The organism is Rhizobium etli CFN 42, from assembly GCF_000092045.1.
Taxonomy (GTDB): domain Bacteria; phylum Pseudomonadota; class Alphaproteobacteria; order Rhizobiales; family Rhizobiaceae; genus Rhizobium; species Rhizobium etli.
In genome coordinates this window covers 328,417-351,653 of the sequence record NC_007765.1, presented here as the reverse complement: position 1 = coordinate 351,653, position 23,237 = coordinate 328,417, and the positions used below count along the sequence as shown (strand labels likewise).

At 61.0% G+C, this 23,237-nt stretch carries 25 protein-coding genes; 7 read left to right on the top strand and 18 right to left on the bottom strand.

Annotated features, from left to right (window positions below; all coding sequences use genetic code 11):
• Positions 1-4 precede the first annotated feature (4 nt).
• The 11 genes from RHE_RS25670 to RHE_RS25620 all read right to left on the bottom strand — a co-directional run bounded on the left by RHE_RS25670 (position 5) and on the right by RHE_RS25620 (position 9,989).
• Positions 5-958, bottom strand: a complete 954-nt coding sequence (locus tag RHE_RS25670) for a type II secretion system F family protein (protein ID WP_011428168.1) — start codon at positions 956-958, stop codon at positions 5-7.
• Positions 955-2,385 (bottom strand): CpaF family protein, encoded by a 1,431-nt coding sequence (locus RHE_RS25665; RefSeq protein WP_011428167.1) that lies wholly within the window; start codon positions 2,383-2,385, stop codon positions 955-957. Before RHE_RS25665 ends, RHE_RS25670 begins: the two co-directional genes overlap by 4 nt.
• A gap of 16 nt (positions 2,386-2,401) precedes the next feature.
• Positions 2,402-2,965, bottom strand: coding sequence for a L,D-transpeptidase (locus RHE_RS25660; RefSeq protein ID WP_011428166.1), 564 nt, complete (start codon positions 2,963-2,965; stop codon positions 2,402-2,404).
• Positions 2,962-4,104, bottom strand: a complete 1,143-nt coding sequence (locus RHE_RS25655; RefSeq protein WP_011428165.1) for a response regulator/pilus assembly protein — start codon at positions 4,102-4,104, stop codon at positions 2,962-2,964. The genes RHE_RS25660 and RHE_RS25655 overlap by 4 nt, the downstream gene beginning before the upstream one ends.
• A gap of 27 nt (positions 4,105-4,131) precedes the next feature.
• Positions 4,132-4,758 (bottom strand): TadE/TadG family type IV pilus assembly protein, encoded by a 627-nt coding sequence (locus RHE_RS25650; protein ID WP_042119895.1) that lies wholly within the window; start codon positions 4,756-4,758, stop codon positions 4,132-4,134.
• Positions 4,752-5,231 carry a TadE/TadG family type IV pilus assembly protein gene (locus RHE_RS25645; protein WP_011428163.1) on the bottom strand — a complete coding sequence of 160 codons (480 nt, stop codon included), beginning with the start codon at positions 5,229-5,231 and terminating at the stop codon, positions 4,752-4,754. The genes RHE_RS25650 and RHE_RS25645 overlap by 7 nt, the downstream gene beginning before the upstream one ends.
• Positions 5,228-6,829: a TadE/TadG family type IV pilus assembly protein gene (locus RHE_RS25640; protein ID WP_011428162.1), complete on the bottom strand. Its 1,602-nt coding sequence runs from the start codon at positions 6,827-6,829 to the stop codon at positions 5,228-5,230. The genes RHE_RS25645 and RHE_RS25640 overlap by 4 nt, the downstream gene beginning before the upstream one ends.
• Before the next feature lie 91 nt (positions 6,830-6,920).
• Positions 6,921-7,226: a hypothetical protein gene (locus RHE_RS25635; RefSeq protein WP_011428161.1), complete on the bottom strand. Its 306-nt coding sequence runs from the start codon at positions 7,224-7,226 to the stop codon at positions 6,921-6,923.
• Complete coding sequence (locus RHE_RS25630) at positions 7,210-8,697, bottom strand: type II and III secretion system protein family protein (RefSeq protein WP_011428160.1); 1,488 nt, start codon at positions 8,695-8,697, stop codon at positions 7,210-7,212. Before RHE_RS25630 ends, RHE_RS25635 begins: the two co-directional genes overlap by 17 nt.
• 55 nt (positions 8,698-8,752) lie before the next feature.
• A complete protein-coding gene (gene cpaB, locus RHE_RS25625; RefSeq protein ID WP_011428159.1) occupies positions 8,753-9,667 on the bottom strand; it encodes a Flp pilus assembly protein CpaB in 915 nt (304 codons plus the stop codon).
• A 121-nt stretch (positions 9,668-9,788) separates the two neighbouring features.
• Entirely contained in the window at positions 9,789-9,989 is a 201-nt protein-coding gene (locus RHE_RS25620) for a hypothetical protein (RefSeq protein ID WP_042119892.1), read from the bottom strand.
• 261 nt (positions 9,990-10,250) lie between these two features.
• Between RHE_RS25620 and RHE_RS25615 the strand changes: the two genes are divergently transcribed.
• Positions 10,251-10,787, top strand: a complete 537-nt coding sequence (locus tag RHE_RS25615) for a prepilin peptidase (protein WP_042119891.1) — start codon at positions 10,251-10,253, stop codon at positions 10,785-10,787.
• Positions 10,788-10,823: 36 nt separating this feature from the next.
• Here RHE_RS25615 and RHE_RS25610 read toward each other — a convergent pair whose 3' ends face one another.
• Together RHE_RS25610 and RHE_RS25605 are read right to left on the bottom strand one after the other, a co-directional pair.
• A complete protein-coding gene (locus tag RHE_RS25610) occupies positions 10,824-11,024 on the bottom strand; it encodes a hypothetical protein (protein ID WP_042119889.1) in 201 nt (66 codons plus the stop codon).
• Positions 11,025-11,087: 63 nt separating this feature from the next.
• Positions 11,088-11,711, bottom strand: coding sequence for a TetR/AcrR family transcriptional regulator (locus RHE_RS25605; protein WP_011428157.1), 624 nt, complete (start codon positions 11,709-11,711; stop codon positions 11,088-11,090).
• 126 nt (positions 11,712-11,837) lie between these two features.
• On the opposite strand from RHE_RS25605, the gene RHE_RS25600 reads away from it, so the two are divergent.
• Positions 11,838-12,053 (top strand): hypothetical protein, encoded by a 216-nt coding sequence (locus RHE_RS25600; protein WP_020923151.1) that lies wholly within the window; start codon positions 11,838-11,840, stop codon positions 12,051-12,053.
• A gap of 53 nt (positions 12,054-12,106) precedes the next feature.
• Here RHE_RS25600 and RHE_RS25595 read toward each other — a convergent pair whose 3' ends face one another.
• Positions 12,107-12,634 carry a winged helix DNA-binding protein gene (locus RHE_RS25595; protein WP_011428155.1) on the bottom strand — a complete coding sequence of 176 codons (528 nt, stop codon included), beginning with the start codon at positions 12,632-12,634 and terminating at the stop codon, positions 12,107-12,109.
• Between the two features lie 85 nt (positions 12,635-12,719).
• Here RHE_RS25595 and RHE_RS25590 point away from each other — a divergent pair, with 85 nt between their 5' ends.
• Positions 12,720-16,331, top strand: coding sequence for a hydantoinase B/oxoprolinase family protein (locus RHE_RS25590; protein ID WP_011428154.1), 3,612 nt, complete (start codon positions 12,720-12,722; stop codon positions 16,329-16,331).
• A 90-nt stretch (positions 16,332-16,421) separates the two neighbouring features.
• On the opposite strand, the gene RHE_RS25585 is transcribed toward RHE_RS25590, so the two are convergent.
• Complete coding sequence (locus RHE_RS25585; RefSeq protein WP_011428153.1) at positions 16,422-17,279, bottom strand: SDR family oxidoreductase; 858 nt, start codon at positions 17,277-17,279, stop codon at positions 16,422-16,424.
• 150 nt (positions 17,280-17,429) lie between these two features.
• Here RHE_RS25585 and RHE_RS25580 point away from each other — a divergent pair, with 150 nt between their 5' ends.
• The 3 genes from RHE_RS25580 to RHE_RS25570 all read left to right on the top strand — a co-directional run bounded on the left by RHE_RS25580 (position 17,430) and on the right by RHE_RS25570 (position 19,037).
• A complete protein-coding gene (locus RHE_RS25580; RefSeq protein ID WP_011428152.1) occupies positions 17,430-18,269 on the top strand; it encodes an IclR family transcriptional regulator in 840 nt (279 codons plus the stop codon).
• A gap of 70 nt (positions 18,270-18,339) precedes the next feature.
• Positions 18,340-18,594, top strand: a complete 255-nt coding sequence (locus RHE_RS25575) for a FitA-like ribbon-helix-helix domain-containing protein (RefSeq protein ID WP_011428151.1) — start codon at positions 18,340-18,342, stop codon at positions 18,592-18,594.
• Positions 18,591-19,037 (top strand): type II toxin-antitoxin system VapC family toxin, encoded by a 447-nt coding sequence (locus RHE_RS25570; protein WP_011428150.1) that lies wholly within the window; start codon positions 18,591-18,593, stop codon positions 19,035-19,037. Before RHE_RS25575 ends, RHE_RS25570 begins: the two co-directional genes overlap by 4 nt.
• Before the next feature lie 21 nt (positions 19,038-19,058).
• Here RHE_RS25570 and RHE_RS25565 read toward each other — a convergent pair whose 3' ends face one another.
• Both RHE_RS25565 and RHE_RS25560 read right to left on the bottom strand, forming a co-directional pair.
• Positions 19,059-20,267, bottom strand: coding sequence for an amidohydrolase/deacetylase family metallohydrolase (locus RHE_RS25565; RefSeq protein WP_011428149.1), 1,209 nt, complete (start codon positions 20,265-20,267; stop codon positions 19,059-19,061).
• A gap of 173 nt (positions 20,268-20,440) precedes the next feature.
• Positions 20,441-21,310: a sigma-70 family RNA polymerase sigma factor gene (locus RHE_RS25560; protein WP_011428148.1), complete on the bottom strand. Its 870-nt coding sequence runs from the start codon at positions 21,308-21,310 to the stop codon at positions 20,441-20,443.
• 108 nt (positions 21,311-21,418) lie between these two features.
• Here RHE_RS25560 and RHE_RS25555 point away from each other — a divergent pair, with 108 nt between their 5' ends.
• Positions 21,419-21,877 carry a carboxymuconolactone decarboxylase family protein gene (locus tag RHE_RS25555; RefSeq protein ID WP_011428147.1) on the top strand — a complete coding sequence of 153 codons (459 nt, stop codon included), beginning with the start codon at positions 21,419-21,421 and terminating at the stop codon, positions 21,875-21,877.
• A 65-nt stretch (positions 21,878-21,942) separates the two neighbouring features.
• On the opposite strand, the gene rhaI is transcribed toward RHE_RS25555, so the two are convergent.
• The gene (gene rhaI, locus RHE_RS25550) at positions 21,943-23,235 is read right to left on the bottom strand and encodes an L-rhamnose catabolism isomerase (RefSeq protein ID WP_011428146.1); all 1,293 of its coding nucleotides are present in this window, start codon (positions 23,233-23,235) and stop codon (positions 21,943-21,945) included.
• Positions 23,236-23,237: the final 2 nt, after the last annotated feature.

Below are 23,237 nucleotides of genomic sequence, written 5' to 3'. Positions count from 1 at the left end.
CGCCTCAGTACTCGAAGTTGACCATCTTGTAGAGAATGACATTCCCGATCGCCATGACGACCAGGAGCACGCTCACCACGGCGGTTCCGTAGCCGCTATCCCAGAGGGGATCGAAGTAAGTCGGCGACAAAGCCTTGATCATCGCATAGAGCAGAAAGGGATAGACCGACATGAAGATCGCCGTGATGCGTCCTTCCGAGGAAATTGCCCTAACCTTCGCCTTCAGCATCGTCCGGCCTCGCAGCGTCTTCGAAAGGTTCTGCAAGATCTCGACCAGATTTCCGCCGGTTCCCGCCTGTACGCTCAACGATATCGCAAGCAGATTCAGATCCTCGACGCCGACCCGGTCGGCCAAATTGACAAGGGCATCGTCCAGCGTCACGCCGTAGGTGAGTTCATCGGAGAGGAGGCCGAATTCGGTGCCGATCGGATCCGGCATCTCGCGGGCCACCAGAGCAATCGCCGCCGGTAGCGGGTGGCCGGCCGCCAAGCTGCGATTGGCGACATCGAGCGCTTCAGGAAGCTTCAGTTCGAATTTCTTCATGCGGCGCGCCCGAGCGCGCCAGACGACGAGTGCAGGGGCGAGGAGACAAATCAGGAGAAAGACGGGTACTCTAAACAGAGTGCTCGGCACGAGGAACTGAATGACCAGCCACGTCAAAAGTGCGCCAGCGATCGCGAAGAGAGCAAATCGCCTGGCATCGAACTTGATCCCCGACTGGGCGTAGAACCGCAGCAGCCGCTGCATCATGGGGGTTTGCCGCCAACTGCCGGCTACACCGCGCTCCTTGAGCATATCGCTATAGGTCTTGCGATGATCATCGCTGAGCTCGAGCAAGCTCAGCCGATGGTTCACAGCGCGGTGGCGTTCGGATGTCTTGAAGTAGCCGCGCATGATCGCTTCGACAGCGACAAGGGCCGCCGTGAAAACGGCAGCGTAAACGAGGGTCAGGGTCATTGAACAGCTCCCGTGTGCAGCGGTTTACCGGGATCAAAAATCGCCACTGGAATCTCGATCCCGAGTTCGGCAAATTCCTCGACGAACCGCGGCCGGATGCCGGTGGCGCGAAATTCCCCATGGATCCTCCCGCCTTCATCAGTGCCGAGCTTCTTGAATTTCATGATCTCCTGCATCTGCACGACTTCGCCCTCCATGCCGGTGATCTCGGAAATCGAGACAACCTTGCGGCTGCCGTCGCTCAGGCGCTGGACCTGCACGATGACGGTGATGGCGGACGAGATCTGCGAGCGAATGCTCAACTGCGACATCGGCATCCCGGCCATGCCGACCATCTGCTCAAGCCGGCCGACGGCGTCGCGGGGCGTATTGGCGTGAATGGTCGTCATCGACCCCTCGTGACCGGTATTCATCGCCTGCAGCATGTCGAACGCCTCGTCGCCGCGGACTTCGCCGACGATGATGCGGTCCGGGCGCATGCGCAGGGCGTTTTTCAGAAGTTCGCGTTGCCGGATCTCGTTGCGTCCGTCGAGCGTCGGCGGCCGGGTTTCCAAACGCCCGACATGGGGCTGCTGCAGCTGAAGCTCGGCCGCATCTTCGATGGTGATCAGGCGCTCCTTTGGAGAAATCTGCGACGAGAGAGCATTGAGCAAGGTGGTTTTGCCGGAGCCGGTGCCGCCTGAAATCACCATGGACACCTTGCCCTTGACCGCAGCGCTGAGAAGGATGCGCATAGCATCGGCCATGGCGCCATATTGCACGAGGCGCTCCAATGTCAGCGGCTTGCGGGTGAATTTGCGGATGGAAACGAGCGGTCCATCGACCGAGATCGGCCTGATGGCGACGTTGACGCGCGAGCCATCCTTGAGGCGGGCATCAACCATCGGCGTCGATTCGTCGACGCGGCGGCCGACGGCCGAGACGATCTTGTTGATCACCCGAAGGAGATGGTCCTCGTCCTTGAACCGAACGGCGGTGCTCTCGAGCTTACCGCTCCGCTCGACATAGACGCTGTTGTAACCGTTGATGAGAATATCTGCGATCGTCTCGTCGGCGAGCAGCGGCTCGATCGGTCCGAGCCCCAGCATCTCGTCGGTGATATCGCGGATCAGATCATTGATTTCCTTGGCGTTCAGCGGAAAGTTGTTACTCCGGATATAATCCTTGACCAGCGGCCGGATCTCGGTGGCGATCTCCTCGTTGTCGAGCGTGTCGAGGATCCCGAGGTTGATGCGGTCGAGCAGGTATCGGTGCAGATTGACCCGCTCAGAAACCAGGTCCGGCCCAAGCAAAGCTTCGTCGCTACTTGCCATGGCGCTGTCAGAGACCGGTTGGGCAGGCATGTTCTGAGCTGCGACTAGAGACAGCTCCCGGCTTTCAGGCTCCTGCTGATGCTTGTAGAAACGCCCCATGATGCCGTTCGCCATATTTTCCACCCCTGAACTATTTTACAATGACCGTGGAGCCGACTTTCACCCTCTCATAGAGATCGATCACGTCGGCATTGCTCATGCGAAAACAGCCCGACGAGGCGAAACCGCCGACCGTCGACTGCTCGTTCGTTCCGTGAATGCGGTAGAGCGTGTCGGTCCCGCCCTTGTAGAGATAGATCCCGCGGGCACCCAAAGGATTGAGTGGCCCGGCAGGTACCAGGTCCGGAAGTCCGACCGCGCGCGCCTTCATCTCGGCAGGCGGGCGCCAGTCGGGCCACTCTGCCTTGCGTCCCACCTTGACGGTACCGCTCCAGCGAAATCCGTCTCGCCCGACCCCGATCTTGTAACGGATGGCGCGCCCTTCGGAGATGACGAGATCCAGCGTTCGGTTCGCGCTGACGACAACGATTGTTCCAGCCGCGTAACTTTTTTCGATCGTCACCACGGTGCTTGTCGTCGGCCCAAGGCTTCGAGGTACAAGCCCACCTGCCACGGCATCCCCGGCAACGGCCAGAACGGCCAGAACCACAAGGCCGACGCAGGACCTTACGCGGCCACTGTCAATCGCCTTCATCGCACCAATGCTCCAAGTTTACCCACCGCACCGCAGAATCGCGCCCGGGAATTCACCTGAACTGGCAGCACGCCGCGGTTGACCGCCTCGCTCAAAGTATCCCAGTCATCCGCAATGACATGCGTCGGGATGTCCTTGAATATCTTCTCCATTTGTTGTCGGCGCAGGCCGAGGCCGAAAAGCTTGGCGCGGTATTTGTTGATGACGACGAATATCTGATCCGAACTGCCTCGCAACCGCACCAGATTGGTAAACAGATCCTTGGCTTGAGAAAGCGCCGGGATCGTCATTTCGGTGACGATGTAGATACTGTTGACCGAAGTGAGCACCTCGTATTTCCAAGGCGTGTCGTAATAGGGCATGTCGACGATCGTATGGTCGCTCTCAAAGGCGGCCACGTCGAGCATGCGCAGCACGAGTTCACCGCCCTTCGGCGCCAAAAGGACGGATGGCTGTTTGAACGAAAGCAGTGAAAAGCCTCCAGGATGCCGCTTCCGGACGAGATCGATGAACTCGAGATCGACCCTGGAAGGATTGGCGATGACCGGTTTCAAGTCGTAGTCGTTGACAAGGTTGAGATAATAGCCGAGCGCCCCAGAACAAAAATCCGTGTCGAACAAGTCAATCCGCGGCGTGGAATTCTTGGTCGGCTGGGCCAGCACATGAGCGAGCGACGAAGCGATCATGCTGGCACCCGCGCCACCGACGGCCGAGACCACGGCATGCACCCGGCTGTCGCTGGCCCCGGTGCCTGGCGCATGGGTCGAAATCATGTCGATGAGGGCGCGGCGCTCGAGCGGCTTCTTCAGCCAGTCATTTCCGTTCAGGCGGAAGAGCAGCCGCATCAGGTCGTCCGGCAGGTCTTCGGAAACGACGACGAGCGGAATGTCCCGGTAGCTGGTGCGAAACGCGAAGAGCTCCAGTTGCTGCAGCAATTCCCCGTTGTCGACGTCGAGAACGATCAGTCCGAACTGCGTCGGATCGAGACGGCCCTTTTCCCCGAGTGCCTTCAGAGAGAGATGGCGGACATCGTAACGCGAAAGCGACCCGAACGTATCGAGCATGAAGCTCGCTGCGGCCGCGTCATCAGAGAGAACCAGGATCTTGGTGGATGCGGCAATGTTCATGTGCGCTGTCATTTTCGCTTTCCTACGCGTAACAAGAAGTCAGCAGGTTGAGCAGGTCTTCAGGTCTTCCGTCGTGATCGTCACCGGATGGGCAGGGATGGTGACCTCGTTAAGCCCCAGCAGCCCGCCGAGGATCGGCAGATCGAAGGTGACCTCACGCACCTCCAGCCGCATCGTCAGCACGGGCCCGTCAGGGCGGCCCCAATAGCCGAGTCCCGATCGCTGATAGGTGACAACCAAATTCTCGCGCTTGATGCGCCAGTTAAGGTCACAAATGCCGGGGTGAGGATCGGTTCCTACGTTGCAAACGCCATCGCTTCCCAGGACGATGCGGTTCAATGCCGCCATGCTGCAGTTGGCGAGAGCCGGTCCGCAGGTCGAAGATATCGTGGCGTCGTTCGGAGTGGCTTTGCCGTTGTTGAGCGGATCGGCAGCATCGGTCGGGAAAACGGCATTGAAATTGGTTGTCAGCGGATCTGATACGGCCGCAAGTCGGGCACCATATTGCAGTGCCTTGACCGTCTGATTCCACTGCGACATCGCATAGCCGAACTCGATGAAGGCGGCGAATACCAGCATGACGATCGGAAAGGTCAGCAATGCTTCGGTAAGACTGACACCACTGCTATCCTGGCAGAATGTCTTGAACGTCCGAAAGGTCACCATCCGATGTATCTCTCTTCATGGGAGGAATTGATGGTGATGGCATCGATCCCGAGGAAGCCGAACACCGGCGAGCTCTTGTAGAGATGAGCAGTCGAAAGGGTGATGTTCCCATCCGCATCGGGCGCGGTGATGGTGATGTCGGAAGGATCCTTCCAGTCGGGGACGCGGGGTTCAGCGTTGGCCGCAGGTGTTTGCGTTCCGTAAAAGGCGATCGTCTTCGCCGTCGCCTGACTACATGTCGGCACATAGGTTCCCGACGCGGGTCGGCATCGCGAGAGGTAGCGCCCGGCATCGCGCAAGCCCGCATCGATTTGCATGCGCTGCCAGAAGATGCTGCCGAACTCCAGTATGGCAGCCGCAAAGAGTGTGACAAAGGGGATCGCGAGCAGCGCTTCCGCAAGCACTGCACCTTCCTCCCGCGGCCAGAAGCCGGGGCAAAGCCGATGCAGGATAAAATTGCGGAGCGCCATCATCTGACCAGCTCCGCTTCTTCCCGCAAGAATTCGTCTGCCGTACCGCGACCACCCTTGCCGGTGATGTCGATCATCTCCAGGGAAAGGTATCGTTCGCTGGAATCCTTTATCGCCGGCTTGGTCAGGAACATGCGCGCGAAGGCGACGGCGCGAGTGGCCTTGTGACCGTTCAGATGGTCGACCGACGCTTCATAGCCACAATTGACGATGGCTGCGAAAATTTCGCGGCGATCACCGTATTCAGCCGCGGTATAGTTCGAAAGGTCCGGGCCGGTATAGCACTGGCCGCCGGTTGTCGGTTTGCCGGTTTCGCCATTCGCCGAGGCATGGTTAATCAGAGATGGGTTAGCAAGCTCGTAACGATAAACGTCGTAGGCGGAGGGCTGGTTCGGTGTTCCGGTCGCCTGAGGGGGATAACTGGAGTAGTTGCTGAGGACCGTGCTGACCGAGGGTGCAGCCGTGCCCTGCGCGACATTCCAATAGGTCGAGTAATTCCAATTGTTGCCGCTGCTGATCTTGCCGCCGGAAAGCGAGCTCATGGCCGCTCCGTAGCCGAGCGGCAAAGCCTGGGTCGCATCGCCGACAACATCACCGACCATGACCGGAGTATAGGTATCGCAGCCCGGCTTTCCCTTGGTGGTCGTCCGAGCGGAGCGCACGTTTCGGGCAGGACGGTATCGATAATCTCCCTTCGCCTTGTTGAAGGAGGAGGAGTAAAAGCCGAAGCGCGTATTCACCCCGTCTTCGACGGGCCCCGCCACTGCGCCGGTCTCGGTATCGAGATTGTCCTGTGTGTAGCAGGCGCCGGGATTGCCGGTGGCAAGAGCCTCCGCCAGCACGGACGCACCATTGCCCAAGGGGGTCCGCAGGAATCCGAAATTGCCGGGGCCGGGATTGGACGACGCTGTGCTGTGAAGCTCGATCTGTCGCCCGTAGAGATTGCCGGCCGCAAAATTGGTATGCAAGGCGGCAGCGGCATCTGCGTTGGCGCTTTCACTGGTGTTACCAGCAGGCTCGAACGGATTGCAGATAAAGATCGGTGTCACGTCGCAGGCGCTGGCGTGGTATACCGCCACGGCGTCGGCGGCAATATTGATCGTATCGCGGTTGAAGCCGACCGGGATCGGAAAGATCGTCTGCATCGCTTGCGGCTTGGCGATGACCCAGGCATAGGAAGCTTCGCTGGGCTCTGTCGTTTCCATCGAAGCCGGGATGGGCGTATCGTCGTCGGCCGGGATGCTCTTCAGAAAAAGCACGGTAACGGTGTTTCCGGCATCGTTGCCGGCCTCATAGGTCACGCTGCTATTCGAGCCAAGGGACATGCCGGTCCCACCGCCGGAGAAAGCCGCGCTGTTGGCGATTTTCTCGATCGCCGTCTGTGCCCTGGTAATGGCATCGTCGCGGCCATCGAGTTCACGGGCTCCGGCCAGCGCCATCGCGTCGACCGCGTTCTGGAGATCTGTATGCAGGTTGCTGCTGCGGCCGACATCTATGACCAGCAGCGAAAAGCCGAGAAGCATTGGCATGGCGATGAGCGTCAAGGCGATGACATAGCCGCGATGATCGTTCCAGAACCGTATGACAACCCTGCTGAGCATTGGCGTCCCCCCGTCACGGCGCTATCGCCGTGACGACCCCTTTTCGTGCATTTTCCCCTCCGGCGCTGCCGCCGTTCATGCCTTTCGCCAGCTACTGGCTGGCGGTCGCCCCGTTGGAGGCCCCATTCGCCCCCATGGCCGGCGACGGCTGAACAACGCCCAGCCCGCCGTTCTGATATTGAGTGACCACCCTGCGGATGACCTTGCCGTCGCTTGCGATCTGGGTTCGCTGAGCTTCCGGCGGGAACGGGTCCTGGATATGGATGGCCTTGTTTGCTTCCACGGCGTTCCCGACCCCGAAAGTGACCGAGTCGCGATGGTTCAAGTAGTCGGCGCAGCCGGAAGCGAGGCCGGCGGCTGCAAGGACGAGAAGGACGCGCTTAGCGTTTTGTAGCAACGGCTTGGACTCCCTGGTTCAGGTCGAGACGATGACCGTAAGGCCCGGTCACGCCTACGCCATTGCGAAAGCGTCGGAGCATGTCCTTGTCGACTTCCAGGACACCGAGCGCGAAGAGCTCCACGTCGTTAGACGAGCGCGTCTGATCGAGCGGACTGTAGAGGTCCTCACCCGGGCGGGCCGGGCGCACAATGTGTGGCGTGACAACGATAACGAGATCGGATTCCTTCTTCTGGAAACTCGTCGAACGGAACAGTGCGCCGAGGACCGGTATCTGCCCGAGGCCCGGCAATTGCTGGATGTCTTTGGCATTGATCGACTGCAGCAGGCCGGCCAAGGCAAAGCTCTGGCCGTCGCGGAGCGCAACCGTGGTGCTGGCAGCGCGCGAGATGAACCCCGGATTGCCGTTGACGTTGATCGACGGATCAATCTCGGAAACCTCAGGCTCGATCTCCAGGTTGATGAGGCCATCATCAAGAACCACCGGCTTGAAGGTCAGCCGCACACCGAAGGGGCGATAGTCCGTCTCGGTGGCGACAGTTGTGCCGTTGTTCGTCGTCTTCAGAATCGGCACTTCGCCGCCAGCATGGAAGCTGGCGGTCGAGCCGCTCATGGCGATGAGGTTCGGTTGAGCCAGGCGTCGCACCAATCCCTTCTGCTCGAGCGCGTTGATGACAACGTCGATGTGGCCGCCCGAGATTTCCAGCACCTTGGCGATCAACTGGCCGAAGGGCAGCGCACCCGTTGCCGCACCCTTGGGATCAAGGAGGGTACGGGCGAGGCTGCCGTCGTCCACGGCGATCCCCTGGCTGGTCGTGGCCTTGCCGATGCGGTTATTGTTGCCGTAGCCTGACCAACCGATCCCGAGGTCACGACCCGTCTGACGCGAGGCTTCAATGACACGGACCTCCAGCATCACCTGCTGGCTGTCACTGACGCGCAACTGATTCAGCACCGGCTGGTCGGAATAGGACTGGGCGATTTCCATCACCCGCTGCAGTTCGATGCCGTCACGGACGAAGCCCGTCAGCCGAATGCGATCGTTGGAGTTGATGACCCTGACCCGAGCCGAGGGCGCGGCAGAGCGAATGGCGGAGGCGACTTCGCTGAAGTCGCTGGCGACGCGGATATCGATGACGCCGAGAAGCGACTTGTCGTCGCCATAGACCGAGATATTGGTGGCGCCGGTCTTCTTGCCGCGGATGAACAGCGACTTGTCAGAAAGCGGCACCACGTCGATCATATCGGCGCTGCCGATGACGAGATCGCCGAAGGGTTGGCCGGTGTTGAGCGTCAGCGTCTCGTTCGGAGGCAAGGTCACATGCTGAACCGATTCGCCGAGCGTGATAGACTTTTCCTGTGCGCTGGCTGAGCCGGCAAATCCGGGCCCTAAACACACACAGGCTGAAAACACTGCCGCTAATGCCGCAAGGCTTTTGGTCCTTGCGATTCTTCTCCTGCCGTTCGCCATGCCTGCTTTAGCCCTCCCCTTCGGCCAGCCGCACCTGCGGCATGCCGCATACACCTCACTGGATCAGGCCGACTCGGTGCTCCTCGCGCTTCGTCGTGTTCCAGACCCCCACTGTCACCCACTTCGGCTCAACCGGCAACACCGGCTCAACCTTTTGTTCCACAATCTGCACTTGTTTCTCGGGTTCTGGCAACTGCTTTTCCAAATCCTTGCCCAGTTCTGTCGCCATCGCCCCGCCACCGAGGTCGGCGACGGTGATCGGCCGGGTCTGCTCGACAGAGGAAGAGGCAACATTGCGAAGCGCCAGCGACAGCGTGCCGATGCTGGAGCCGAGGGTAAGGCGCTGAGCCTCATCGGTCGTGACCTCAAAGGTCACGGTCTTGACGACGGATGGCTCGTCCTTTCGTTCGTCTGCGGTCTGGTCCACTGCAAGAACTTTGACGCCTTGCAGCAGCACGTCGACGAAGGTCTGATCGTTGCCTGCCGGTCCGCGCACGACCCGCGTCAGAAGAACGTCGACGCGATCGGAAGGCCTGACGAAACCGGCAACGCCGAGCACGTCGTTGACGCGGATGGAGACTGCCTTCATGCCCTGGTCGAGCGCCGCCGACAGCGTGGCGCGTTCGCCGGCCCCCGTGATCTTCGAGGAGAGCACCGGCTCGCCAGGGTCGATCGCCGCCATCGCATAACGCGGCTGGGCATCGTTGCCGACGACCAGATCGATACTAACGAATGAGCCCGTGGGTGTTTCATTGGAGGGCCACGGAATGGCCCTGAGGTTTTCGGATCGGATTCGGTCGCCGAAGCGCATTGGCGTGGCGGCGACCACAAGTGTCCGTTCCTCGGTCTTCACGCCGTTCATCGCCAGCAGCCGGGCCTTCTGATCGGAGAGATAGGCGCGCATGCCGAAAACTGCGGCGGCGGCGAGTACAAATGCAATAACGAGGCTTAAAATCGTTGAAGAACGCATCGCGGTTACTCGCTACACTGGACGGAGCGCATCCATTCATTGCTGCTAATTTAGAAGAAAGGGGTTAACAAAACCCCTCTCTTCAGCTCAAAAACGCTGCTCAGGAAGCAGCTGAGGTGCATCAGGCCGCCGGCGCTTCCAGATTTTGTGCTTGGAACCAAGTGGCCCACGATGCCCATGCCGTGTTGAGTTCATCGCCGATCAGGACAACTGATGCAACAACTCCGCCGACCAACAAACCAAGCAGAATAAGATATTCAGTCAGCGCGACGCCATCTTCTTCCCGCGCGAAAGCGCGTACGCTATTTACAAATGCTTTCATCGAGAATTACCTCCCAGGTAAGTTGTGCGCCGTAATTCCCCCGGCACGCTTTGTCGTTGAGACCGCCCCTTCGACTGGAAATATTAATAGTCTGTTAATTCTAATTTAGTCAATTGTTTTATACCCGCGCGAATTGAGAATTATACTTATGGTTAAGACCAAAACCCGAGGACGGGTCATAAAAGTCCGAGAAAATACGCCGACGCCTAGTAAAAAACGGACTTACGTGGTAGATTGTCATAGCCCAAAAGGTTGACTCCTATGATTGGAATGATAGTTGTTGTTAATTCGCTTTCGGTATTACTTTTTCTCTATGCCGCCTGGACCGATTTCCGCAGCTGGAAGATCCCCAATGCGGTCGTGCTTGCGCTCATGACAGTTTATGCACTGCGGGCGGTGGCCGCGATGCTTGGCTCCGAGGATCTCGGCGCTGCGCTGTTTGCCTCAAGCGGAATTGGCGGTGACGTCGGAGCCGGCCTGCTGATGTTCATGCTTGGGGTGGCGCTCTGGGCGTTCCGGCTGTTTGGCGCAGGAGACGCCAAGCTTTTCCTGCCGATCGGCCTTTTTGTCGGATGGCACGGAATGCTGCCGTTTTCGTTTTTGCTCCTCGTCCTCGGCGTCATGACGCTTCTGGCCCTGCGGCTGCCGGTGCCGCTGAGTGTCGCACACCTCGCCTTTTTCATGCGGATCGAGGAGATCCGGGCGAGCCGGAAGATACCCTATGGCGTCATCATGGTTTTCGCGACGCTTCTGACCATGGCTTTGCCCATGATCCGACAGCAGCTGCAGCTACGGTGACCTGGCATCGCACAGGCACACTTTAAATGCTGTAATCTAAGCCGAAAAGGCTCTGGCCGCCCTGCTCTCCAGCGCGGCGATCTCCTCGGAGACCTCGCTCAATCGCTGACGCAGGTCGCTGCCGGTGCCGTCATCGACCTCTTCCTCGCCAAAACAATAGCGTGCGTCGTGCAGCTCGAGCTTGGCTTCGAGCTCCGCGCGTCTGGCATAGAGCCGCTTGAGATAGGCGTGGTTCATCTCCCGGTCTCCACATCGTCCGGTGATGGAAGAACGGTGTGGAGGCGGTAAGGTTCCGGACAATCAGGTGACAGAAGCGATCGCTGCTCTGCAGGCCTTGGCGAAATGGCCGCAACAGCCGGCGGCGCCCATCGCCTGGCGACTGACGCGCGCGCCTTCGAGCAGCAGCGTCAGCGTATCGGCAAGAAGTTGAGGTTCGCGCGCACCGGCTGCCGAACAGAGCGCGGCCAGGCGATCGCGCTGTTCGGCCTTGTGCCGTTCGATCATTTCATGGGCGGGATGACCCTCCCCCTTGAGCTCGATGGCGGCGTTGGCGAGATCGCAGCCGGCCGGCTCGCCGTTCAGACACTGCGCCCGCATCTCCACCCAGGCGTCGAGCTGGGCGCGGGGATCGCCGGGATGAGCGGCCTCCAGATCGCGCCAGATGGCATCGGCCTTTTCCGAGGCGCGCCGCAGCGTCTCGCACACGAGTTCGTCCTTCGAGCCGAAATGGCGGTAGAGCGTCATCTTGTTCGTCAGGGCAGCATCGGCGATGGCATCGACGCCGATGCCGCGGATGCCGCGCTCACGGAAAAGCTCCACGGCCGTCGAGACGATGCGCTCCCGCGGCGGGATGCGATCTTCTGAAACGGCTGTGGAGATTTCATTCGAAGTTTCTGATTTTTTTGCGGACGAAGTCCTTGACATCAATGTGACCGATCGGTAACAACAGCACTGTTACTTACCGGTAACACCACAGGCCGCGAAAGTCAACGCAGAGGGTTGGCGGCGGATGTGGAACACGGGCGACCGCCCACGAAAGGAGGACAAGCCATGAGAAAGACCAGAGACGACCTGACGATATCCGAAGCGCTTCGCGACCCCCTGATCGCCATGGTATTGCGCGCCGACGGCGTGAAGCTTGAGGACTTCAAGCAACTCCTGGAGACGGCCGCCGACAAACGTCAACCGCGCCCGACGCCGGTGGGCAAGATGATCGGAGCGCTTGCGAGCCGCGCCAATCTGCCGGCCATTCCCTGCTTCGGCTGAAATAACCACCTGAAGACTGGGGGATCTGTCCCTGCCCCAGACAAGGGCTGTCGTCATAAAGAGGCGGCGGCCCTTGCTGCTTGATCGTAATGGCCGGAAAGGGCCCTGAGTGTCGCCGCCACGGCCGATGTCGCCGCGGCGTCGAGCCCGAGTCCCTTCATGGATTCCACCAGCAGCGCCTCCCGCACCGCCCGGTATTTCAAGCAGATTTCAAAACCCTTGTTGGTGGCAGCGATCAGTTTTTCCTTGCCTGCCCGCGCGCTTTTCACGAGACCGCGCTTTTCCAGCTTCTTGATCGCATAAATCACCAGATGCGTGTCCTCGACGCCGAGCACGCTGCAGAGATCGCCGAGCCGCTTCGGCCGCTGCCGGTGCGCCACCGAATGCAGCACCAGTACGTCGATCGCCGCGCAGCCGGGCTCGCCCGCCGCCGTCATGCAGCGCACCATCCAGCGGTCGAAGGCATTGCCGGCGAGGATGAGACCGAATTCCAGTTCCGAAAGAACGGGAAGCGCGCCATCGGCGAGATGCGAGGAGGAGACGATCGGCCCGATTTCCGGCTGCCCGCGCTCACCTGCCATTCCATCCCTCCACGACCAACAGCTCAACGTTGACATTTTATCGATAAATCGTCAATAAATTTTCAGTTCAACAGGAGGTCGGACGATGAGCGGACAGTGGGATTTCTGGATCGATCGCGGCGGCACTTTCACCGATATCGTCGCCCGCCGCCCCGACGGTTCGCTCGTCGCCCACAAGCTGCTTTCGGAAAATCCGGAAGCCTATCGCGACCCGGCGGTGCATGGCATCCGCGAATTGCTCGGCCTCAAGCCCGGCCAGCCGATCCAATCCGAGCTCATCGGCGCCGTAAAGATGGGAACGACGGTCGCCACCAACGCGCTTCTGGAACGCAAAGGCGACCCGACCCTGCTGGTGACGACAAAAGGCTTCCGCGATGCACTGGAGATCGGCTACCAGGCGCGCGCCGATATCTTCGCCAAGAAAATCGTCAAGCCGGAACTGCTTTACGCCGATGTGATCGAGGCCGACGAGCGCGTACTGGCGGACGGCACGGTGGAACGCCCCCTCGGCGAAACTGATCTGCGGCACGCGCTTGAAGCGGCCTATGCGCAGGGACTGCGCGCCGTCGCCATCGTTTTCATGCATGCCTACCGCTATCCCGAGCACGAACAGCAGGCCGCCGCCATCGCGCGCGCCATCGGCTTCACGCAGATCTCGCCGTCGCATGTCGTTTCACCGCTGATCAAGCTTGTCGGCCGCGGCGACACTGCCGTCGTCGATGCCTATCTATCTCCGGTTCTCCGGCGCTATGTCGATCAGGTCGCCGTCGAGCTCGGCGCCGTTGAAGGAAAGGGCCCGAAGCTGATGTTCATGCAGTCCTCGGGCGGACTGACCGACGCGCATCTCTTCCAGGGAAAGGATGCGATCCTCTCCGGCCCCGCAGGCGGGGTGGTCGGCGCGGTCGAGGTCTCGCGCATCGCCGGTTTCGACAGGATCATCGGCTTCGACATGGGCGGCACCTCGACGGATGTTTCGCATTATGACGGAGAACTGGAACGCGCTTTCGAGACCGAGGTCGCCGGTGTGCGCATGCGCGCGCCGATGATGAAGATCCACACCGTCGCAGCCGGCGGCGGCTCGATCCTGAGCTATGACGGTTCACGCTTCCGCGTTGGCCCGGAATCGGCGGGTGCCACGCCCGGCCCGAAATCCTATCGCCGCGGCGGGCCGCTGGCCGTCACCGACGCCAACATCATGACCGGCAAGCTGCTGCCGGAATTCTTCCCCACAATCTTCGGGCCGGAGCAGGACCAGCCGCTCGATGCCGAGGCGGTGCGCGCCGCCTTTGCCGAAATGGCGCAGGATATCGGCGGTGGCCGGACGGCCGAAGAGGTCGCCGACGGCTTCCTCGCCATCGCTGTCGAGAATATGGCCAATGCCATCAAGAAGATCTCCGTCCAGCGCGGTTATGACGTTTCGAGCTACGCGCTTACCTGTTTCGGCGGCGCCGGTGGCCAGCACGCCTGCTTGGTCGCCGACAGCCTCGGCATGAAAACGGTGCTGATCCACCCTTTCTCCGGCATTCTTTCGGCCTATGGCATGGGGCTCGCCGATATCCGCGCCACACGCCAGCGCGCGGTGCTGACGGAACTCGGAGCCGCCCTGGCGACGATCGGCGGCATCCGGGCCGAGCTGGAGAAAGAGGTACGCGGGGAACTGATGCTGCAGGGCGTCGAAGCCGGCGAGATGGACGTCATCACCCGACTGCACCTGCAATATAAGGGCACCGACACGGCCCTGCCCGTCGCCTTCGGGCCACAGGACGAGATGACGCAAGCCTTTGCCGCCGCCCACAAGAAGCAGTTCGGTTTCATCTTCGAAGACCGGCCTGTCGTTGTCGACTCCATCGAAGTCGAAGGCATCGGCGGCGGCGCCGATGTCGAGGAGATGGACGTGCAGGCGGGGAGCTTCGCACCGCAAGCGCTGCGCACGACCCGCTTCTATTCCGGCGGAACCTGGCACGAGGCCGGTATTTTCAGGCGTGACGCGCTGGACCCTGGTGCAGTCGTCAAGGGGCCTGCCCTCATCATCGAAGCGCATCAGACGATCGTCGTCGAGGCCGGCTGGCAGGCGCGCCTCACCGGTCACGACCATATCGTTCTCACCCGCGAGATCGCGCTTTCCCGCAATGCGGCGATCGGCACCAGCGCCGACCCCGTCATGCTCGAAGTCTTCAACAATCTGTTCATGGCGATCGCCGAGCAGATGGGCGTGACGCTGCAGAACACTGCTCACTCGGTCAATATCAAGGAGCGGCTCGATTTCTCCTGCGCCGTATTCGACCGCACCGGCGCCCTCGTCGCCAATGCGCCGCACATGCCGGTGCATCTGGGATCGATGGACCGCTCCGTCGAAACGATCATCGGGCTCAACAAAGGCCGCATCCGTGCGGGCGACGTCTTCGCGCTCAATGCGCCTTACAATGGCGGCACGCATCTGCCCGACATCACCGTCGTCACGCCGGTGTTCGACGAAGCCGGCGAGACCATCCTGTTTTACGTCGCCTCACGCGGCCATCATGCCGATATCGGGGGCAAGGCCCCGGGCTCGATGACGCCGCGGGCGACCAAGGTCGATGAAGAAGGCGTGCTGATCGACAATTTCCTGCTGGTCGACAAAGGCCGTTTCCGTGAGAGCGAATTTGCCGCAATGCTGCGTGACCATCGCTATCCCGCCCGCAACCCGGCCCAGAACCTCGCCGACGTGAAGGCGCAGATCGCCGCCAACGAAAAGGGCGTTCAGGAGTTGCGCAAGATGGTCGCCCATTTCGGGCTCGACGTCGTCGAAGCCTATATGGGCCACGTTCAGGACAATGCTGAAGAGAGCGTTCGCCGGGTGATCGCCCGCCTCAGCGACAGCGAATTCACCTATCCCACCGATCAGGGCGCCGTCATCAAGGTGAAGATCACCGTCGATAGGAAGGCGCGCGAGGCGACGGTCGATTTCACCGGCACGAGCGCGCAACAGCCGACCAATTTCAATGCACCGGAACCGGTGACTCGGGCCGCCGTGCTCTATGTCTTCCGCGTCATGGTCGAGCAGCCGATCCCGATGAATGCCGGCTGCCTTCGGCCGATCCGGATCATCGTGCCCGATGGTTCGATGCTGCGTCCGGCCTATCCGGCCGCCGTCGTCGCCGGCAATGTCGAGACCAGCCAGCATGTGACGAATGCGCTATTCGGGGCGCTCGGGACGCTCGCGGCCGCCCAGGGCTCGATGAACAACCTGACCTTCGGCAACGCCACCTACCAATATTACGAGACGATCTGCTCCGGCGGCCCCGCCGGCCTGCTCAACGACGGCACCGGCTTCAGCGGCGCCGACGGCGTGCACACGCATATGACCAACTCGCGGCTGACCGACCCCGAGGTGCTGGAATTTCGCTTTCCCGTCGTGCTGGAAGATTTCCATATCCGCCGCGGCTCCGGCGGCAAAGGCCAATACAGTTCCGGCGGCGGGACCGAGCGCACCATCCGCTTCCTTCAAGCGATGGATTGCAGCATTCTCTCCTCGCACCGAACAATCCGCCCTTTCGGCCTCTTCGGAGGCGAAGACGGGCAATTGGGGAAAACCGAGATCCGTCGCGCAGGCGGCAAGATTGAAAGGCTGGAGGGCTGCGACCAGGCAATGCTCGCTGCCGGCGACGCCGTGATCGTCACGACGCCGACCGGCGGCGGCTACGGCAAGCCACACTGAAGCGCCCATCCTACCAGATCGTGATTACGCGCTTCAGTTCCTTGTTTTCATGCATGCCTTCATCCCGGAACCAGTTCCGGGCGACATGCATCAAAGGATCGGCTTGCCACCTGTGACCGCGATTGTCGTGCCGGAGACATAGCTCGACAAGGAATCGGCCAGCATGACATAGGCGGTGGCCAGTTCGGCCGGCTGACCGGGCCTCTTCATCGGCACCTGCTTGCCGAAATTGCTGACACTGTCTTCGGGCAGCGTCGAGGGAATGAGCGGCGTCCAGATCGGCCCCGGCGCCACGGCATTGGCGCGAATGCCCTTCTCAGCTAGAAGCTGGGCCAGGCCGGCGGTGAAATTCTGGATTGCCCCCTTGGTCGTCGCATAGGCGAGCAGTGTCGGATTTGGATTGTCGGCGTTGATCGACGCCGTATTGATGATGGAACTGCCGGGTTTCATATGCGGGACGGCTGCCTTGGTCAGGTAAAACATTGCGTGAATATTGACCTTGAAAGTCAGCTCCCATTCCTCGTCGCTGATCTCGTCGATGCTCTTGAAACTGGCCTGATGGGCGGCATTGTTGACGAGAATGTCGATGCCGCCGAATTCCTGGACGGCCGTCTCGACGATCTGCCTGCAATGCGCCGGATCCTGGATATCGCCGCTGACGAGCACGGCCTTGCGCCCGGCCTGTTCGACGAGCCGCTTCGTCTCGTCGGCATCCTCATCCTCGTCGAGATATGAAATCAAAATATCGGCGCCCTCCCGAGCATAGGCGATCGCTACAGCCCGGCCGATGCCGCTATCGCCGCCGGTAATGATTGCCCGCTTGCCTTTGAGCCGCTCGGATCCGCGATAGGTTTTTTCGCCATGGTCGGGAACCGGATCCATCTGGGCGGTAAAACCCGGCATAGGTTGCTTCTGGGATGGAAAGGGGGGTGTCGGATAATTCGCCATTATAGCCTCCTGAGTTGAGGGACAAACTCAGGCTGCGGCTGGTTGTTCCCACGAGATTCGTCCCCCGTGATCATCGGTAAGATCTTGCGATTTGCCACAGCGACCGCTGTACCATAGTAATGTAATATGGTTGCAGTGTTCATGAGGTGCATGGAATTGGACGGAAAGACATCGCCCGCAGTTTACTCCGAAGATGAGAGCCTGGCCGCCGAAGCCGGCGGCAAGGGCGCGCGGCGCGCCCGCGTCAGCGGCATCGACCGCGCGCTCCAGGTGATCGATCATCTCTATGAGACAGGATCGCCGGCCGGTGTCTATGCCATCGCCAAGGCGGTGAAGGCGCCGCTATCGACCGTCTACGTCATCGTCGACGACCTCGTTGAAAAGAATATGCTGACTCGCCAGGCGGACGGCACGATCTGGCTCGGTGCGCGGCTTTATCATTATGGTCTCGCCTATGCGCGATCACTGGATTTTATGAGCATCGCCACCCACGAAATGCACGATCTCTGTCGCCAGGCCGGCGAAACCGTGCAGGTCTGCGGCCGCGACGGCGATCACATGCTGGTGCTTGCCATGGCCGATGGCCCGAGCCACTTCCAGGTGGCGTCGCGCGTCGGCACCCGGGTGCCGCTCAACTGGACGGCCTCGGGCCGGCTGCTCGTCGGCCACCTGCCCGAGGAAGAGCGCATTGAGCTTTTCAAACGCTGTGCCCGCTCGTCACCGACCGGCCGCGCCGAGATCGATCCGCGCACGCTGTCCGAAGCGGCCGGCAAAGCCTTCGAGTCGCGCCTGTCGATCCAGGCGGGTGAATCCGATTATGCGGTCGCCTGCATCGCCTCGCCGATCTGCGATCGCGACGGCCAATGCGTCGCGACCATCTCAATCGTACTGCCGGAGCAGAAGGCCTTCTCCGACGAAAACCATTATACCGCGCATGTGCGGAATTCGGCGGAGCGGATCGAAAAACTGATGGGTTGGCGCAACCGCTAGCGTTCCTGATTGCGACATGACTGCACAATGGCTATATTGCTGGCATTGACAGCATGTTCGGAGTTTGACTATGGCCATTCTGACAGTTCGAAATGTGCCCGATGAGGTGCATCGCGCGTTGCGTCTGCGCGCGGCGATACACGGCCGCAGCACCGAGGCGGAGGTCCGTGACATCCTGGAAAATGCGGTGAAACCCGAGCAACGTATCCGCATGGGGGATGCCTTGGCCGAAATCGGTCGACAGTCAGGGCTGTCCAATGCTGATTTCGAAGGGCTCGACCAGCTGCGCGATAGGGCGCCGGCGGAGCCATTGAGGTTTGAATGATCGTTCTCGATACGAACGTTCTTTCCGAGGCGATGAAACCAACCCCTCATTCGGCTGTGCGGTCATGGCTGAACGAGCAGGTCGCCGAGACCTTGTATTTGTCGAGTGTGACGTTGGCCGAGCTGCTGTTTGGCATCGGCGCGCTGCCGGACGGTCGGCGCAAGACGGCTCTAACAGAAACACTCGGCGGCGTACTCGAACTGTTCCGGGCTCGCGTGTTGTCGTTCGACGCGGAAGCGGCCCGACATTATGCCGATCTTGCCATCAGGGCTCGTGCGGGCGGCAAAGGATTTCCAACTCCGGACGGATATATCGCCGCCATCGCTTCTTCGAAGGGGTTTATGGTCGCAACACGTGACGTCAGCCCTTTTGAAGCCGCGGGACTTACTGTCGTAAATCCCTGGAACCACCAAACACCTCATGCCTTTCGGACGGATTTCTGATCAATCTGGCGCCGTATATCCTTAGCGGTAGGAATAACCATGGCTATGCCGCACGAGTTTGCGCGCCCGCGGCACGTAGCGGCTGGCGGCGAAGGCATCGGCGCCGATCACGGCATAGCGCGGCTCGAACAGCTTTTTGAGGACCGAGACGTCGCCGTTTGAGTCCGTCGCTTCGAGCTCGGAGTCGACCAGGTCGAAAATCGTGAATTCGGCTAGCGCGCCGACGGAAAGCCGGTCTTCCATCGGCAGTTTGATGACCGAGGCCGGTGCATGGGTGACGGCTTCCACGACCTTGTCGAAGGGCATGCCGACGCTCAGCAGCTTCGACATCGTCGTCGCCAGGTCCCAGACCGGAAAGTTCATCGAATGGCCGTGCAGGTCGGTCGAGATCGAGAACGGCAGAAGCCCGCGCGCGATCGCCGCTTCGGCGACCTTGAAGGAGAAGGAGGCGCCGCCATGGCCGATGTCGAGGCGGATGCCTTCGGAGGCGCAGCGCTCGGCGAGATTGAAGAGATCCTCGTCCTCCATGATGCTCGAACCGGCCTTACCGTTGAAGCAGTGGGTGACGACGTCACCGGGGCCGAGAATTTCGAGCACCTCGTCATAAAGCGCCGGCGGTTCGCCGACATGGACCATCATCGGCACTTTCAGGATCTTGGAGATCTTCTTGCCGAGCTTGACGGGAGTGACGCCCCAGGAGCCGGTGATGACATGGCTGGCGCGCACCTTGATGCCGATGATGTGTTCGCTGTTTTCGGCATAGACTTCGAGGATCCGGTCGAGATCGATATCCCTGATATCCCTGAGCTCGGCGACGCGGTTGCAGGCGACGAGGCCGATCGAGCCGAGGTTCAGGAAGGCCTTGATGCGCTCGCGTGAGGGCTCGATGATATATTCGCGGAAGCCATGGAAATTCGCCTCGCCGGCCGAACCGGCGTCGACTAGGGTGGTGACGCCGCGCTCGACACCGCATTCGGAGGGGCGGATGGAGATATCGGTGCCGCCATGCCAGATGTGTACGTGCAGATCGACCCAGCCCGGCGAAATGAAGGCACCCTTGCCGTCGATGCGTGCCACATCTTCAGAGGCCGGAAGCGACGGACCGATCCGGGCGATGCGGCCGTCGGCATTGACGAGAATGTCGATCGCCCCCTCGGATGCGCCCGCACCGAAGGCCATCGGCCTGACATTGGTGAGGAGAAGCGGCTTATTCGTCCGGCCGGCCGACATGATCATATTCTCGTAAATTCCATAGTTATGCGATATAAATCCTTATAATAGAATAAAGCCGACGAGACTGCTGTCAAGGGAAATGAAGCACTGCTAGCCGCACGGCAACGGCGGCAGCGCGCTGGCTCTGAACCGCGCTCGCCGTCAAGCAGCGAGAAATTTTGGCAGCGATTTCAATCCCGCAGGATTGAGTATTCAAGCTGTTCGAGATGGTCGGGATCGGCGATGGCTTCGATTGCTGCAATCCTGTCGTCGGCGAAAGTAAACGCCACCACGACGCGGGTCTGACCCGCGATGCGCACGACGAAGCCAAGCTCGCCATCGACGATGGCGATTTCTGCCGCCTGCGCCCGGCCCTTGAACAATTTCGCCACTTCGGATGCGCCGCGCCTTTCGCCGAAGGCGCCGAAACGCGCCGCCGTCGCATCCAGCCGAAACACGACATCGGGGGCGAGCACGGCAATCAGCGCCTGCAGATCGCCGTTGCGCGAAGCCCTCAGAAAGTCCTCCGCAATCGTTCGCTTGCGGCCGAGATCGACATCCGGCGTCTCGTCCCCGCCCTGCACCCGGCGGCGGGCACGGCTCGCGAGCTGACGGGCGGCGGCGGATGACCGGCCGATAATCGGCGCGATTTCGTCGAAGGGAAGATCGAACATGTCGTGCAGCACGAAGGCAACCCGTTCGGCCGGCGCCAGCGTCTGCAACACGACGAGCAACGCCACGCCCACCGAATCGGCGAAGGCGGCGTCGCGTTCCGGATCCTTGGCCGGATCGGCGATCGCTGCATGGACTGATGTCTCCAGGGGCTCCTCGCGTCGGGTCTTGCGGGCACGCAGCATATCGAGGCAGATGCGCGCCACCACCGTCGTCAGCCAGCCGCCGAGATTGCCGACGTCGGTCCTATCCACGCGGGTGAGCCGCAGCCAGGCCTCCTGAACGGCGTCTTCAGCCTCGCTGCGCGAGCCGAGCATGCGATAGGCGGCCGCCTTCAGATGCGCCCGATTCGCCTCGAATTGATCGGCCAGCCAGTTATTCTCGTTCATCTGTCACATTCCTCCGCTGCGTTCCGTCAAATCAATGACGAATGAAACCGGGCCGGTGTGACAGCACCGGCGGATCGTCGCACCCTAAACGTATCAAGGAGACATATCATGCAGGAGAGAATGGGAAATCCCGCCCTCGTGCTTCCAGAAGCCATGCAGGCGCTCAATGCACTCAGCAAGGTGCCGACCGAAACAGGCCTTTCGCCAAAGCTGCTCGAACTCGTCAATCTGCGCGCCAGCCAGATCAACGGCTGCAGCGTTTGCATTGATGGTCATTGGCGCGTTGCCCGCAAACACGGCGAAACGGATGAGCGGCTCTTTGCCGTCGCTGGCTGGCGCGACGCCCCCTATTATAGCGAGGCTGAACGCGCCGCCCTCGCCTTGACCGAGGCGGTGACCCGCACCAGCGACCGCGCCGACCCCGTGCCTGACCAGATCTGGGACGAGGCAACTCGGCACTATGACGGCCGGAGCCTTGCGGCTCTCGTCATCGCTATCGCCAATATCAATGTCTGGAACCGGTTGAACATCGCAACCCGTCAGATCGCCGGCGCCTGGAAACCATGAGCGGCGATTGCCGGCAGCGTTTCACCCCGCGCTGCCGGCGACCACACTTTATTCAGCCCGGCAGCTCAGATGATGCCGCCGCCGCCGGCAACGGACGCCGGACGCTCGGCGGCCACCTTTTTGCGGTAGCCGCTGGCGCGGTAGGCGGCGACCGGATCGATCGCGCCGCCGGCCCTGCGCCGGGCTTCGGCGAGGATCGGCTCGACATCAGCGCGATAGGCCCGCTTCAGCGTTTCCGACGCCATCAGCGCGTCATTGTCCTGCTGATAGCCCTCGAGCGCCTTGCGGTCGACGATCAGCGCCTGCGCATAGGCGCGGCGGATTTCGTTGGCGCTGTTGATCAGGCTCTCGATCGGATCGGTGACATTGTGCGACTGGTCGATCATGTGGGCGGGGTTGAAGTCGTTGACGCCGCGCTGCTCGGCATCGACTAGCTCATTGAAGACGAGGAACAGCCGGTAGGGATCGATCACGCCGGCATCGAGATCGTCATCGCCATATTTCGAATCGTTGAAATGGAAACCGCCGAGCTTGCCGAACTGGATCAGGCGAGCGACGATCATCTCGATATTGGTGTTCGGCGCATGATGGCCGAGATCGACGAGGCAATGGGCCTTGGGGCCGAGCGTCTGGGCAATCAAGTAGTTGGTGCCCCAATCCTGCACGATTGTCGAATAGAAGGCAGGCTCGTACATCTTGTGCTCGGTGAAGAGCTTCCAATCGTCGGGCAGCGCCTTGTAAATGTCAGCCATCGAGGCGAGGTAACGCTCGAAGGCCCTGGTGAAATTGCTCTGGCCGGGGAAGTTCGAACCGTCGCCGATCCAGACTGTCAAAGCCTTGGAGCCGATTGCCTTGCCGATCTCGATGCATTCGAGATTGTGCTCGACCGCCTGCGCGCGTGTTGCCGCGTCGGTGTGGCTGAGAGAGCCGTATTTGTAGGAATGAGCCTGCCCCGGGGCATCGGAAAAGGTGTTCGAATTCATCGCATCGAAACCGAGGCCGAGCGCATCGCCCTTGGCCTTCAATTCCTTGGCATCCGCCTTGTCCCAGGGAATATGCAGCGAGACATTCGGCGTCGCCTGCGTCAGCTGGTTGATGACGGCGCAGTCGTCGAGCTTGTCGAAGATGCCGCGCGGCTCGCCCGTGCCGGGGAAACGGGCAAAACGCGTGCCGCCGGTGCCCACGCCCCAGGAGGGAACAGCGACGAAGAATTCGGAAACCTTGCGGGTGATCGCTTCGATGTCGACGCCACGGCGCGCAAGCGTCGCGCCCAATGCCTCATATTCGGCTTTCAAGGCCGCAGCCCGCTTGTCGTTTTCTGTCGCGATGAGATCCTGCGCGATCCTGAACTCGGCCATTC